The sequence below is a fragment of the Brevibacillus parabrevis genome (assembly GCF_003710905.1).
GTDB lineage: Bacteria > Bacillota > Bacilli > Brevibacillales > Brevibacillaceae > Brevibacillus > Brevibacillus parabrevis.
Genome location: NZ_RHHV01000012.1, coordinates 744,334 through 758,965, shown reverse-complemented (window position 1 = coordinate 758,965; position 14,632 = coordinate 744,334). Strand labels below are relative to the sequence as shown.

Annotated in this window: 8 protein-coding genes; all 8 read right to left on the bottom strand. The window is 48.3% G+C overall.

Annotation, left to right across the window (positions count from 1 at the left end; all coding sequences use genetic code 11):
* Window positions 1-347 precede the first annotated feature (347 nt).
* The 8 genes from cdiI to gltB all read right to left on the bottom strand — a co-directional run bounded on the left by cdiI (window position 348) and on the right by gltB (window position 14,553).
* Window positions 348-746, bottom strand: a complete 399-nt coding sequence (cdiI, locus tag EDM60_RS19660; RefSeq protein WP_122965460.1) for a ribonuclease toxin immunity protein CdiI — start codon at window positions 744-746, stop codon at window positions 348-350.
* 12 nt (window positions 747-758) lie between these two features.
* A complete protein-coding gene (locus EDM60_RS28955) occupies window positions 759-2,633 on the bottom strand; it encodes a CdiA family toxin C-terminal domain-containing protein (RefSeq protein ID WP_174769228.1) in 1,875 nt (624 codons plus the stop codon).
* A gap of 283 nt (window positions 2,634-2,916) precedes the next feature.
* Window positions 2,917-3,468 (bottom strand): hypothetical protein, encoded by a 552-nt coding sequence (locus EDM60_RS19650; protein WP_167470343.1) that lies wholly within the window; start codon window positions 3,466-3,468, stop codon window positions 2,917-2,919.
* 4 nt (window positions 3,469-3,472) lie between these two features.
* Complete coding sequence (locus tag EDM60_RS29225; RefSeq protein ID WP_233454216.1) at window positions 3,473-5,152, bottom strand: colicin E3/pyocin S6 family cytotoxin; 1,680 nt, start codon at window positions 5,150-5,152, stop codon at window positions 3,473-3,475.
* A gap of 237 nt (window positions 5,153-5,389) precedes the next feature.
* Complete coding sequence (locus EDM60_RS19640) at window positions 5,390-5,848, bottom strand: SUKH-3 domain-containing protein (protein WP_122965459.1); 459 nt, start codon at window positions 5,846-5,848, stop codon at window positions 5,390-5,392.
* A gap of 7 nt (window positions 5,849-5,855) precedes the next feature.
* Window positions 5,856-8,954 carry a late control protein gene (locus tag EDM60_RS19635; protein WP_244226808.1) on the bottom strand — a complete coding sequence of 1,033 codons (3,099 nt, stop codon included), beginning with the start codon at window positions 8,952-8,954 and terminating at the stop codon, window positions 5,856-5,858.
* Window positions 8,955-9,313: 359 nt separating this feature from the next.
* On the bottom strand, window positions 9,314-9,742 hold the full coding sequence (locus EDM60_RS19630; RefSeq protein ID WP_122965457.1) for a hypothetical protein: 429 nt from the start codon (window positions 9,740-9,742) through the stop codon (window positions 9,314-9,316).
* Window positions 9,743-9,933: 191 nt separating this feature from the next.
* The gene (gltB, locus tag EDM60_RS19625; RefSeq protein WP_122965456.1) at window positions 9,934-14,553 is read right to left on the bottom strand and encodes a glutamate synthase large subunit; all 4,620 of its coding nucleotides are present in this window, start codon (window positions 14,551-14,553) and stop codon (window positions 9,934-9,936) included.
* Between the last annotated feature and the right edge of the window lie 79 nt (window positions 14,554-14,632).

Here is a 14,632-nt window from a genome sequence, read left to right as displayed (position 1 = left end):
GTCGCCCGCGTCTACCGCCGCGCCCCACAAACCAGCCAGCGTATCCCCAAAAGCAGCAAATTTCCCTTCCACCTCTGCGATCTGGTTATCCAAGGTGCGTTTCGCCATGACCGCGAAAGTCTCGCTTGCCGCTACATCCCACTCCTACCTGCTCCATATATGCTCCTGGATGACAAAAAAGCTCATTCCTACTCATAAAACAAGTTGGAAAGAGCTTTGAAAGTTTATCAAGTGTTTGAATTATTTAGTGTTTGGTTTGTTGGTTGTATTGTACGATCTTGTTGTTGGAGTTGTAAATTAGTTTACACAATATCGTGCAGCCCTCCACTAATCGCCATACCCAACCACTATTCTTCAATACCATATTTAGATTTAATTCTTAATAAATATTCGTTTATCTCATCTTTTTTATCTGAGTTCTTTTCAATATAGAAATTACACGCTACCTGCAAATAATCATATAATTCTTTATAACTGACAATATCATAATTATCATCTACTCCATAATAAAACAAAACCCTATTCTCGCCAAAATAACCTTCATCCCCAACATCGTATTCATCTGAATAGATTACTCCCATATAATCTCGTCTCTCAATATACTCGTTTAAAAAACCCTCTAATACCTTAACAATATCATGTTCCAACACAAAATCACCAAGAACATCAATGACTGAGCCTTTTTCAAGTCCTTTTTCTTCATACATGAGAATCAACTTATTTTTATCGTCGTAAACAGTGTTCATCATGTTATCTCCTTAATTTTCTCCAAATTTCAATACCGGATAAAAGTTCTCGATTTCTCCAGTATCAATATTTTTTATCCCTTCAAACTTCAATCCATTACTTGAAACTCCTCGGATTATTTGCTTATTTGCTTGGCTTTTTAATTGATTGACTCTTTGCGATTTTATACCTTCTTCCATTGCCTCTTTTCCTAATCGAACAATATCGTCATTAGAGATTACAGTAGGGTCATATATGGTTTTCTTATGAGGTGGCTTATCTTCTTTTGGTATAACTTTATACTCCCCTGTTCCTTTTCCTTGGTAGTTCTTTACTTCAACCTTTAATCTATATTCAATATCATATATTCCCGGGATATCCGGATGTTCTTTTCTTCCTATTTCTTCATATCCATATTTCCCATTTGTGTCAAAGAATTTCTTAAATTCCTCATAATTATGCCCACCGCTGACACCTTTCCAGTCCGTACATTTTGTAACTTCTCCGGTTAAATGTTCAACATAGTAACCTTCTTTATACTTAAGATTACCCGTCCCCTCAGTATCCGGCTTCTTATCTCCTTGAGGATCATTTTTCTTAGTAGTATCAGGCTTACCCTTAGGAGGTATAGACTGATTCGAATTCCCAAAATCGCCGTTCACTACCTTTGGTAAATCCTTCTTATCAGGAATATCACGAGGTTTTTCAGCATGTTGAACATGCCCCGTCCTCGCCTCAGTATCCGGCTTATTACTTCCTTGAGAACTATTTTTGTTACCGCCATTAACCTTGCTATTCATCGACGGAGAATAATTCGAATGTCCAGAATCCCCGTTCACTACCTTTGGTAATACATTTTTATTAGGGATATCGAGAGATTTTGCAGCGTGTTCCTTTTGGATTTCTGGGGCACGAGAACCAGTATGACCCTTCCCGCCATCCAGTCTATTATCAACCTCTTTATTCGACTGTTCTTTCATTTTCAGCTGAAACTTTTCAACTACTGCTTGAATCTCTGCCTGTTTATCACCCGGTGTCTTAGCGCTTGTCTTCATCTTCCCATCAAAAATCGAGGCTCCACCATCCATCATATCATCGACAGTGCCAAGCAATAGCCCACCTATTCCTTTTCTTCTGCCACCACCCAGCCCCTTTGGACCACCTGGCCCATCCAGCTTATTCGCCAGTTTCACTGTCCGCATGGCTGCTGTACCTGTACCAGCACTAAAAGCACTTACCGCTACCTCTGCAACCACCATGTCTTTCTTAAACTCATTCTGGCCCTTCGCATAGCTTTGTTCTTCTGATCTGGTCCACAGACCGCCTTTAAGCAAGTTATCCTGATCGTATTGGGCGTCTTTCACGAATGGGTCGATATAGTCATCGTATAGCCCTTGTCCAACCGACTTTGCATCGGATTTGATTTGTTCCCACGATTTATTGCCCGTTACCGTATCTCCCACGTAATTGACTGCATTCGTAGCGGTTTCTACAGCTCCTCTCGCGAGATCATTTCGTTCGAGGAGAGAAGGTCGCTCTTCTCCAGTCACCCCTTCGTAAATGGCGTCTACCAGATACGATGTTGGTAACGCAGTCGACGCAATATCTCCGGCATCTACTACCACATTCCACAAGCCTAACAAGGTATCTCCGAGAGCATCTAACTTCCCTTTCGCCTCAGCTAATTGGTTGTTGACAGTTCTGCGCAACATGACGGTAGCCAAACCGTTTTCCTGAACGTCCTTTTCAAACGCACTTAATATCGTTGGAAACGCCTGACATACGGTCCGCACGGAGTTCATGACCATGCCGTCATCTTCATCGGCGCTTGGAAAGTACAGCTTTACCTTTGAGCCAGCTCGGGCATGAGGTACAAAATCATCTGCATATAAAAACAGGTCAATCATGGTGGTATCTGACCATAATCGACCTGTTCGCTGTAATACTATTACGTTAAAATTCAAGTTTCATGTCGGTACAACCAAAATGAAGAAATCCCTATACGGTTATTACGTGGGTTAGGTATCTGATTGGTTGAATGATGAGTTCATTCGGCACTGGCCGGGGGCTATGTCAACCGCCGCATTCATATAAAGAACGAAAAAGCCATGTGGGGGAATATAGGATTACTATTACCTACATAGGGTTTACACTAAATTTTTGACAGATCGAGATGATCGGCTCTCAGAGCTAACATAGTTCCAACACATCCGTAAATAAAGCATCTCCTAAAGTTAATCTCCTATTGAAAGGTTTAATACTAGGTAGGACATCCCACTCATAAACTGTATCATAGAAATCATAAAGATGGCTAATCTCAGAATACCCTTTTAAAGTCATGATCCTATTGATTTGATTAATTCCTTGTATCATTTCTAAAGATTCCGCTGTACCAACTATTTCCAAAGGGCCTTCTATCAAATTATGCCTTAATGAATAACTAAAATCTAAAATATAAATTGGGATTAATTTTGAAACTTTTATATTTATTTGTTGAGAAAGTAGAAAACCTTCCTTACCTGATATATCCTGCAGATGTATTAAAATATCTGCTGAAGGGCTGAACATATTCCTACACTCAATTTCCTTTAGATTTCCAATCTCATTAAGTTCAATTGGTACATCTAGTTTTTCAGCACATTTCTTTTTATACCATTCGTCTAATTCTCTTTTAACTAATAACTGTTCAAGTAATTCTCCAACCTCAGGAAATTCTTCAACAAAACGCTGTCCATGTTCCATGAAATTAACCATCCCATCTTCTTTTAGGTTCACCATCTTTAGTTTGCTTACCTGTCACAGGATCAAACTCTCCTAGATGTTCTGTCCTTCGTTTATTCCATTTTTCCAACTTACCATGTTGCGAATCCCACTGCCAATTAAATCCATTATTATCTGACCAAGATTTTCTTTTTAATTTTTCTTTAATCTGAGTCATTCCCATCTGTTCCATCCACTTTGTTGGTTCTACGAGTCTGTAACCATTCGTATCGTCTCCAACAATTTTTTGCTTATCAGCTATTTTGGAATTGTACTCTTCTGTTCTCTGCTGTTTACGTTTGAAATACCCCCCATAAGCATCATTACCCGTCCTCTCAGTCCTCCTCGTCTCCCCTCCCTTATCTTTACTACCCCCACGCCCTCTTTGATCCGCCTCAAAGAAAACATGGTATCCTCCAACACCGCCTATCCCGTCTGCGCTGGTCTGCCCAATTACAATTCGACCATCAAGCTTCCTGTTCATTTTTAGGATAAGCAAATCAATCACATCTTGCAAATTTTGGATTTCATCTAGCGGGATTTCGGCTTTGGTTTTCAGCTTCCCGTCCTTTTGCCCAGTGCTGTTTCGGTGGTGGTCGTTTGCTCCTTGGAGGGGCAGTGCCGCACCGTTTCCATCCTTTTGTTGGCCTTGCTCGTGATCCGATACGTCCGAAGTATGGCTTGCCTTCGAATCATTTCCTCCCTGGTCCCTTACTTTCTTGACTGCTTTCCTGTAAGCCCCGAAAAGGCCACGACTACCGACCAGTTCCAAGATAACCAGGTCTTTTTTGGCACTGTTTCGTCCTTTTTCGTAGCTCTCTTCAATCGAACGGGTCCACTTGCCACCTTTGGCATCCTCGATCAAGTACTGCGCTTCTTCTATAAAAGGTTCAACTGCTTCCTTTAGAATCCCCCACCCTGCATCGAGCGCATCTCCTGCCACTTCCAGTTTTGACTTTTCCCCCGTAATCACCTTTTCTGCGTACGTAAAGGCATCCTCTGCGGTTTTCTGGAGTCCTTGTACCATGAGATTACGCTCCGTTAATGAGCCTACCTCTTTCCCACTGGCCCATTCATACACGTTCTCGGAATACCCGAAGGATAACGTGGAAAAAACGATGTCCGCTGTATCGACAGTGGCCGCCCAAAATGCCGACATGTTTTCCGACCAAAACTCTTTCGTCACTTTCACTTCCGCGTCCATGTTTGCCTGGATTCGCTCTTTTATGATCCCGTCCACTCCTATGGACTGCACTTTTTCTTCAAAGGCGCTCCACAGGTGGGGAAAGCTTCTGCGCGTGGTGGCGTCCAGCTTGATTTCCTCACTGCTGGCGCTAATCTCTTCTTGCAGTCCCATATGGTCTACGATCGTCTTTATGGACAGACCTTCCGATGCGGTCAAGGTAACCGCAGCCCCATGCAAGCTCAGTCCTCCGCTTGCCTGAATCCGCACCTGCGACGCACTATTGAAACTGACGCCCGCATCCTGATTCATGGAGATGTACAGCAAGCCCTCCTGCGCCGTCATCGTCAGCTCTTTGTCGCCCAGCGTGAACTCTTTGCCTTGGGGATTGCCGAACGATTTGACTCCCGGGTCCTGCATTTTTTTCGCTTGCTTCTGGACAGCTTCGCCTTGCGGGGCGTGGCGCACGGAGTTCATGACCATACGATCGTTCTCTTCTGCCCCTGGGAAGTATCGCTTAAGTTCTGGCATGAAGTATAATGCCTGATTGCTTTATCGTTTATTTTCTACATGCCAAAAAAGCTCATTCCTACTCATGATTCAAGTAGAAAGAGCTTTTGAAAGCTTATCAAGCGTTTGAATGGTTTAGTGTTTAGCTTGTTGTATTGTAGGAATTGTAAACAAGTCTACACAAAATATTTTACAGAATCTAACAGACTCCTATGATAGACTTGGGTTTTTTATTTTTTCGGCAGGTTTAGGCATGCACAGCGTTTCTAGGGCTTCGTAAATGTTGTTACCAAACTTATACAGATCATATCCGCCATACTCCCCATAAACTATACCACTAGCAGACATAAACAAATTCATGTTACGTCGATATGCCTCTCCAATAATTACAAGTGGTTCTTGAAACCAATATTCGAATTCTGAAAAATCTTCTCTTTCCAGAATGTCACCTAGCGCAGTTTCAGGGATAAAGTGAAAAGACTCTATAGTTCCGTCTTTCTTTGTATAAAGATATTCTATTCCCCCGAACTCTTCTAGCAGTTTTTCTACACATGAAAATATTGTGAAACCTCTTGTTTCTAAAAAACTAATTGTTTCTTTTATATCTATTTTTCTTCCTTCATACCATCCTGATCGAATCAATACATCTAAGGCTTTATCTGATAGCATGTAGAAGCTATTCCCCCTTCAAGTTAATTAAATCGATTAGAAAATTTTCAAATGTTTTATTACAGTTATTACATAGATCTTTAAGTTCTCCACTGTTACCATATACTGTACGTATTAAGATATTTTCCATTTTTGCGCCATTATGAAGTGCTAAATTCACAGCCTGTACTTCTGCGCAGTTTTCAACATCCCAATCTTCATAACTTTCTTTAGACCTGTATTCATTATTGGGGTCATTTTTTGCCCTTTCCTTAATTTTATTAATTAATTTTTCCAGATCCTCATGTAACTCTTTTACACTTGGATTAAATTGCCCCTCTCTCCTGCCATTATAACCAAAGTGAACTATATCCGGTACTTCAATATCAATTGCTGCCGTTACAACCTTTGGAACGTACTTGCCCCCACCAATGTTTGGAGCTATTAATGGCTTTCTCAATCCTCCCTTTTTGATAAAATCTATATGTTTATCAAGTTGGTCTCTAAGCACACTAGTAGCTAAATCGATTTTTTGAGCTCTTGTAACAACATTACCAGTCCCCCCAGCATTCGGCTTATCCTTCTCTGGTAGATTCCCTTTGCTAGTACCACCACCATCGTTCTTCTTCACCGAAGAATAATTCGAATACCATGTGTCTCCGTTTGCTACCTTTGGCAACACATTTTCGTTCGGGGTATTTTTATCCGGCAGTTTGTTTGCCTGTACGGCTTGTGTTCCTGAAGCATGAGGTTCTGTATTTCTTTTTGAGAAGGCCGGGTTAAGAGATGTTGCCAGCTTCGCTTCTGTTCCTTTCTTGTCAGGTAGGCCTGCATGACTCGTTTGGTTATCCCAATCATGATAACCTACGTGTTTGGTTGGCTTTCCTGAGCCTTGCCCCGTCATAAGTTCGACCATCGCTTTAATGCCGACCTTCTCCAGGACTTGTTCCAACATACCAAGCTGAAACTTTTCCTTTATCAAATCCAAATCCTTCAACACACCATCAAATAGCTCGGCCTTCGTCTTGAGCTTCCCGTCCTTGAGGGGCGCGCCTTCCAGCAGGTCATCTACACCGGACCCGTGCAAGAGACCGCCTCTCCCTTTTCCGCCGTCCGCATCCATATCTGCATGGGGTTGCTTGCCATGCGGCGCGTCCACATCCAGCTTCGCCACCGATTTGCCGCCTTTTAATGCTGCTGTGCCCATTCCACCGCTATACACCGTCAGTACGGCTTCCGCTACGACCATGTCTTTCTTAAATTCGTTTTGCCCTTTTGCGTAGCTTTCGTCGACCGAGCGGGTCCACAGACCGCCGTGCAAATTATCCTGTTTGTACTTCTCGTCTTTCACAAAAGGGTCGATGTAATCGTTGTATAATCCTGTCCCGATCGAGACGGCTGCTTCGCCTGCATCTTGGGCTACGTCCTGCCATGATTTTTTGCCTGAAGCCACGTTCTCTACATATTCGGCTGTGTTGGTGGCGACTTCCACCGCTCCTTTGGCCAAATTGTTCCTCTCGGTCAGCGAACCGACTTCGGAGCCGCTCACAAACTCATACAAGCTTTGGGCGTCATCGCCTCCCAAAACACCTGTCACAACCAGGTCGCCCGCGTCTACCGCCGCGCCCCACAAACCAGCCAACGTATCCCCAAAGGCCGCAAACTTCCCTTCCACCTCGGCGATCTGGTTATCCAAGGTTCGTTTCGCCATGACCGCAAGAATCCCGTTGGCCGCTACATCTTGCTCAAACGCACTTAACAGTTGCGGAAAAGAATGCCGGGCACTCGCTTCCAGCTGAATGTTTTCACTGCTCGCATTTGCTTCTTCGATTAACTCTAGGGCATCTCCTGCCGTTTTGACCGTCAATCCTTCTGTGCCGGACAAATGAACAGCCGCACCGCTCAGGCTCACGGCGCCCTTTCCTTGAATCCGCACCTGCGACGCACTATGCAAACTGACACCCGCATCCTTATTCATGGAGATATACAACATGCCCTCCTGCGCCGTCATCGTCAGCTCTTTGTCGCCCAGCGTAAACTCTTTGCCTTGGGGGTTGCCGAACGATTTGACCCCCGGGTCCTGCATTTTTTCCGCTTGCTTCTGGACGGCTTCGCCTTGCGGGGCGTGGCGCACGGAGTTCATGACCATGCCGTCGTCCTCTTCGGCACCAGGGAAGTACAGCTTGACCTTGGAACCGAGCTCTGGCATGAGGTATAAAATCTGGTTGCCTTCTGCGGCGTACGGGAACCATTGGGCTTTGCTTGCGTCTTGTTTTTGGTCCATATTCAGATGAATTTTGACCTGGTTGCGGCCAACCTGAATGATTTTGCCGTCGATGGCTGCGCCGATAATCGCGGAGTTGTACAGCTTCGTTTGCTTGACCGATTCAGGCACAGCGCACACATAGGTCCACTTCAACAGTCCCTGCTCCAGCGTTGCGGTAACCTTCGTGATGACAAACGTTCGACCGTCACGCTGCACTTCATCGCCGATGTGCAGCCATTCGTCGTGAGCGAAGGTATACGTCGTGTACTGGTATTCGGACAGCGAGGATGCGCCGTTCGCCGCTTTTTTCATGTACGGCGCAATCGCCCGGTTGACCTCGTACGGAGCCGCTTCCAGCTTGATTTGCTTGCGTCCCTCCGGCATTCCGATCCAGAAACGCACCTTGTGGTCACTGACATCCGGGACGAGGACGGCTCCCACATGCGAAGCGATGCGCCTGACAAACGTCCAGTCTGTCTCCTCGTACTGCATGATGAACTTGCCTTGCTTTTTTTCGTCAAAAGCTTGGTCGATGAAATCCCCGCCCGGATAGACGGACAAAGCTTCCTCGACGACATCCCGGTACAGGCGGTCTACCTGTTGAAAAGAGCGCGTTTTCGGACTCAAATCCATTGCGTATGTATGGGAAATCGCTTGAATCGTCACGTAATGAATATCCCGGACGACTTTGATCTCCACATGCTGCAAGCGGCCCATGAAAATCGGCTTTTTCGCCGCGCCCTGTTTCCCGTACAGCCCGATGCCGTCGTGATTGCTGGCCAGATGGATGATTTCCTCTTCTTTGTCTTCCGGGACGATTCCGGTCAGGCGCAAAGTCGCATGCGTGCCCGTCTGATGCAAAAATGTCAGGCTGTCCAGCCGGATCGGCCCATACGGCCAGACGACTTGCAAATCGTGATAGGTCATGACGCCATCTGTTGCCTGCATTTGCTATGCTCCCTCCTTTCTCTCCGATTCCCAAACGACTATGTTTAACAGATGCATGTTTTTGTAACTTCATTTTTAAATCGACATATATGTCAAAATATTCCATGATACTAAAGTCCCTCTTTTCCGGATCTCAGCCTTTGCTTTTCCACCTTTTCTACCAGGGAGGGAGGAGGGATTTGCTCAGGGTGTAGCAAGAGATATCGCATATATAATGAAACAGGACATTCCCTCCAGCAGCTCTTGGAAGAATGTCCTGTTTTTATGCGCATTTATGCAGCTTCGGCCGCCTTGGTTTTTCGCTTCTGCTGGAAATACACTTTCGCTTGCTTGTTGTTGAGCAGCACCAATAAAATAACCAAATAGACGATGGCAACCAAAAACGTTCCTTTACTTACATCCAGCAACATGATCAAAATGATGCACCCGATTGACGTTTTCAACATTCGCAGCTTGATAAAAAGCGCGAGCAGAGACGTGAAAAATAACGGAAACGTCAACATGCCTTTTAACCTGCCCAATACATAGCTTTGCTCCAGCATGTCCTGTGGCATATCGACCATTCGAAAGACGATTTTGCTCGCCCAATGGCTGAGGTTCATCGGATCGGCCAGTTCCACGATTACGTACAGGCTTACCAGGACAAAAATTTGCAAGAGCATAAATCCCTGGATGATTTTAATCGAGAGTGGTGCTTTCATCAATCAATTCCCTTTCTTTGGATATTTTTACACACTCTATAAAAATCGACAAATATAGAAACCACATTCATAGGACATTAGACCTTAAAAGTGCACTCGTTCCAGTTCTTTTTTTCCAAAACGAAAAGCAAAAAAGCGGCAACCCGTCTCCCGAGTTGCCGCTTTCCTTCCTATTTATTGCCGGAGCGCATTTATTGCCCAACCGACACGCCGACTTGCTCAGGCGCCTTTTTTTTCGGTGCTTTTGCTTTTTGTTCGCTCTTCTTCTGGTTCATTTCGAATGCGGCCAAGATCGCTTCCTGGCGCTTCATGCCGGATTTCTCCAGCTCTTCCATCGTCAAGACGATTTGCTTGTAGTCCTTTGGAATTACTTTGACGAACTTGGCGACGGTTTGCTGCCATTGATCCAAGAGTGCTTTTGCCAGCGGACTTCCTGTGAAAGCAAGGTGATTTTCCAGCAGTTTTTTGACAGCGGCAATCTCGCTCTGGTCGTCCAGCTTTTCCAAAAGAACCATTTCCTGATTGCAAGTTGCCGCAAAAGCCGCTTTGTCTTCTGCCAGCACGTAGGCGGTTCCGCCCGACATGCCCGCCGCAAAGTTTTTGCCGACCTGACCGAGCACCACGACACGTCCTCCGGTCATATACTCGCAGCCATGGTCGCCGACACCTTCGACAACGGCGGTGACACCACTGTTTCTCACGCAGAAGCGCTCGCCTGCCAAGCCGTTGATGTACGCTTCGCCAGAGGTCGCGCCGTAGAAGGCGACGTTTCCGATGATCATGTTGCGCTCAGGGGCAAAAAGGCTCTTTTTCGCTGGCGCGACGACGATTTTTCCGCCAGACAGCCCTTTGCCGACGTAGTCGTTCGCATCGCCTTCCAGCTGCAACGTAATGCCGCGCGGAACGAATGCGCCGAAGCTTTGACCAGCCGAACCGTAGAAGTCCAGGCGAATCGTATCTTCCGGCAAGCCGTGCAGGCCGTATCTTCTCGTCACTTCGCTGCCAAGGATCGTCCCGACGACGCGGTTTGTGTTGCTGATCGGCAGCCTTGCCTGGATGTGTTTTTGTTTTTCCAGCGCTGGCTTGCACAATGCGAGCAAGCTTTGGCGATCCAGCGTCTCCTCCAGCTTGTGATCTTGGTTGCGCTGATGGTATCTGCCGACCTCGGCGGAGACGGCTGGCTGGAACAAAAGTGCGGACAGGTCGATATGTTTCGCTTTCCAGTGCGCTTTCGTTCTTTCGCTTACGGTGAGAATCTGGCTCTGGCCAATCATCGCTTCGATGGAGCGGAAACCGAGCTGGGCCATGATTTCGCGCACTTCGCGAGCGACGAGGCGCATGAAGTTGACGGCGTGCTGCGGATCGCCCTTGAAACGTTTGCGCAGCTCGGGGTTTTGCGTGGCAACCCCGACCGGGCACGTATCGAGATGGCAAACACGGGCCATGACGCAACCGATGGAGACGAGCGGAGCCGTCGCGAAACCGAACTCTTCCGCTCCGAGCAAGGCAGCGATGACGACGTCGCGGCCGGTCATGAGCTTGCCGTCTGTCTCCAGCACGACGCGATCTCGCAGCTGGTTGAGCAACAGCGTCTGATGCGTTTCCGCCAAGCCCAGCTCCCACGGCAAGCCAGCGTGCTTGATGCTCGATTTCGGCGAGGCCCCTGTCCCTCCGTCGTGACCGCTGATGACAATGACGTCTGCCAAGCCTTTTGCCACCCCGGCGGCAATCGTTCCAACGCCTGCCTTGGACACGAGCTTCACGCTGATGCGAGCGCGCGGATTGGCGTTTTTCAAGTCGAAAATCAGTTGCGCGAGATCCTCAATCGAGTAAATGTCGTGGTGAGGCGGCGGCGAAATCAGTCCGACACCTGGCGTCGAGCCGCGCACTTCGGCAATCCACGGGTACACCTTGCTGCCTGGAAGCTGTCCGCCTTCCCCTGGCTTCGCTCCTTGCGCCATTTTGATCTGGATTTCGGAAGCATTGACCAAATAGTGGCTGGATACGCCAAATCGTCCGGAAGCGACCTGCTTGATGGCGCTGCGGCGCAAGTCTCCGTTTTCATCCGTCGTGTAACGGGTCGGGTCTTCTCCCCCTTCACCGCTGTTGCTTTTCGCTCCCAGACGGTTCATGGCAATCGCCAGCGTCTCGTGCGCTTCCTTGCTCAGCGAGCCGTAGGACATCGCGCCCGTTTTGAAGCGGTGGACAATCGAGTCTACCGATTCGACTTCATTCAACGGAATCGGCTTGCGATCCGATTGGAAATCGAGCAGGTGGCGCAAAGCGGAAAACGGCTGCTCCCCCGCCATTTCGGCGTAAATTTTGTACTGCTCGTAGCTGCCTTCGCGGCATGCTTTTTGCAAAGCGTGCACGGTTTTCGGATTGAACAGATGATACTCGCCGTCGCGCCGGAATTGGAAGTCGCTGCCTGCGTCGAGCTTTTCTTCGGAATGTTCTGGCGAAAAGGCTTGCGCGTGGCGGAGCAGCGTCTCCTGGGCGATCACATCGAGCGAGATGCCCGAGATTTGCGAAGGCGTGCGGGTAAAGTAACGGTCGATGACAGCGGAATGAATGCCGACCGCTTCAAAAATTTGCGCGCCGCGATAGCTTTGGATCGTGGAAATGCCCATTTTCGACATGACCTTGACGACGCCTTCGATCGCCGTTTGCAAGTAAGCCTCAATCGCTTCCTCGGCCGTCACTTCTTTCAGCTTGCCAGCAGTGATCAAGTCGAGCACGGAGGCAATCGCAACGTACGGGTTGACAGCATCCGCGCCGTAGCCGATCAGCATGGCGAATTGATGCACGTCGCGCGGTTCGCCTGATTCGACGATCAGGCTGGCTTTCGTGCGGGTTCCCTGGCGTACCAGATGGTGATGCAAGCCGCTTGCAGCAAGCAAAGCCGGAATCGCCGCCCAGTCGGCGTTCAAGCCGCGGTCAGACAAGATCAACAAGGTGTATCCAGCTGCAATTGCCTCGTCCGCTTCGGCAAACAAGCCTTCCAGCGCTTCCTCCAGCGCGCGATCTCCGCCGTCTGCCTTGAAAAGAATCGGCAACGTCCTCGCCTTGAACTCCTGGTACGGATTGGCGCGAAGCTGTGCCAGCTGCTGATTGGACAAAAGCGGATTGGTCAAACGGATTCTGCGGCAATTGGCTGCGGTCGGTGCCAACAGATTGCCTTCCGCCCCGAGAACCGTATGGGTCGATGTGACACAAGCCTCGCGCAGCGAATCGATTGGCGGATTCGTAACTTGCGCGAACGATTGTTTAAAGTAATGATACAGCAGCTGCGGACGGTCTGACAGCACAGCGAGCGGCGTGTCGACGCCCATCGAGCCGATCGGGTCTTTTTGTTCTGCGACCATCGGCGCCAGCATTTTGTCCAGCTCTTCCTGCGTGTAGCCAAATGCCTTTTGGCGCGCCAGCAGTTCTTGACCTGCCAGATCGTCGGGAGTGCCTGCTGCCGGCAGTTGTTCCAACGGCTGCAATTGCGTTTTTACCCAGTCGCGGTACGGCTGTTCGCTGGCGATTTGCCGCTTGATCTCTTCATCCGAGACGATGCGGCCTTCCTCCAGATCGACGAGCAGCATGCGGCCAGGGCTGAGGCGTCCTTTTTGCACGATTTTTTCTTCCGGTACTTCGAGTACGCCTACTTCCGACGAGAAAATGATCGTGTCATCTGTCGTTACGTAGTATCTCGCCGGGCGCAAGCCGTTCCGGTCGAGGATCGCCCCGATTTGTCTGCCATCGGTAAAGGAAATGGCGGTCGGGCCATCCCACGGTTCCATCAAGCAGCTGTGGTATTCGTAAAAAGCTTTTTTATGTTCATCCATCTGCTCATCCTGATCCCACGGTTCGGGAATCATCATCATCGCGACGTGCGGCAACGATCTGCCAGCCAGCGAGAAAAATTCCACGCAGTTGTCGAGGATAGCCGAGTCGCTTCCTTGCATATCAATGACGGGAACCACTTTTTCCAGATCGCGTCCAAACAGAGCCGACTCGAACATTTTTTCGCGGGCCATCATCCAGTTCACATTGCCCTGCAACGTGTTGATTTCCCCGTTGTGGATCAGATAGCGGTTCGGGTGCGCTCTCTCCCACGTCGGAAAGGTGTTCGTGCTGAATCGCGAGTGCACCACGGAAAAGGCGGAAGTGTACGAATCTTCTTGCAAATCAAGATAAAATGCGTCAAGCTGTCCTGGAGTCAACAGTCCTTTGTAGACGATGGTGCGGGAAGACATGGACGCTGCGTAGAAGCCTTCGCCTGCCGCTTGCTCCATCTGCTTGCGAATGACGTACAGCTTCCGTTCAAACGCCATCTGGTCAGCTAAATCAGCACTCGCTCCGATAAACACCTGGCGGACAAAAGGCTGGCTGGCTGCGGCCGTTTTGCCGATCTTCGTCCCATCGACGGGCACCGTGCGGAAGCCAAGCAGCTTTTGACCTTCTGCCGCAATAATGGCGGCCAGTTTCGCTTCGTATTGCTCGCGCAGCTGTTCATCCATCGGCATAAACAGCATGCCTACACCGTACTTGCCTTGCGCCGGAAGCTGGAAGCCCAACTCCTTACAGGCTTTTTTGAAAAAGGCGTGCGGAATTTGCGTCAAAATTCCGGCTCCGTCACCCGTTTCCGGATCGCTGCCTTGCCCGCCGCGATGCTCCAGCTGGCAAAGAATTTTCAAGCCGTTTTGCACCATCTCATGCGTGGCTTTTGCTTTCAAATTGGCAATAAAACCGATTCCACAAGCGTCGTGCTCGAACATCGGATCGTATAAACCTTGCTTCGCAGGCATTCCATTTCTCGTCATTTGTCTCCACTCCCTTGCTCTCTCTGTTAACTCAATTTTAGATTGAGTGAACCGATACAAACAATATATAATTTACTCA

Excerpts from the sequence above, each read along its gene's own strand:
- EDM60_RS19630 (WP_122965457.1), bottom strand. The coding sequence starts at position 9,742 with ATGAAAGCACCACTCTCGATTAAAATCATCCAGGGATTTATGCTCTTG.
- cdiI (WP_122965460.1), bottom strand. The coding sequence starts at position 746 with ATGAACACTGTTTACGACGATAAAAATAAGTTGATTCTCATGTATGAA.
- gltB (WP_122965456.1), bottom strand. The coding sequence starts at position 14,553 with ATGACGAGAAATGGAATGCCTGCGAAGCAAGGTTTATACGATCCGATG.
- EDM60_RS28955 (WP_174769228.1), bottom strand. The coding sequence starts at position 2,633 with ATGATTGACCTGTTTTTATATGCAGATGATTTTGTACCTCATGCCCGA.
- EDM60_RS29225 (WP_233454216.1), bottom strand. The coding sequence starts at position 5,152 with ATGGTCATGAACTCCGTGCGCCACGCCCCGCAAGGCGAAGCTGTCCAG.
- EDM60_RS19650 (WP_167470343.1), bottom strand. The coding sequence starts at position 3,468 with ATGGAACATGGACAGCGTTTTGTTGAAGAATTTCCTGAGGTTGGAGAA.
- EDM60_RS19640 (WP_122965459.1), bottom strand. The coding sequence starts at position 5,848 with ATGCTATCAGATAAAGCCTTAGATGTATTGATTCGATCAGGATGGTAT.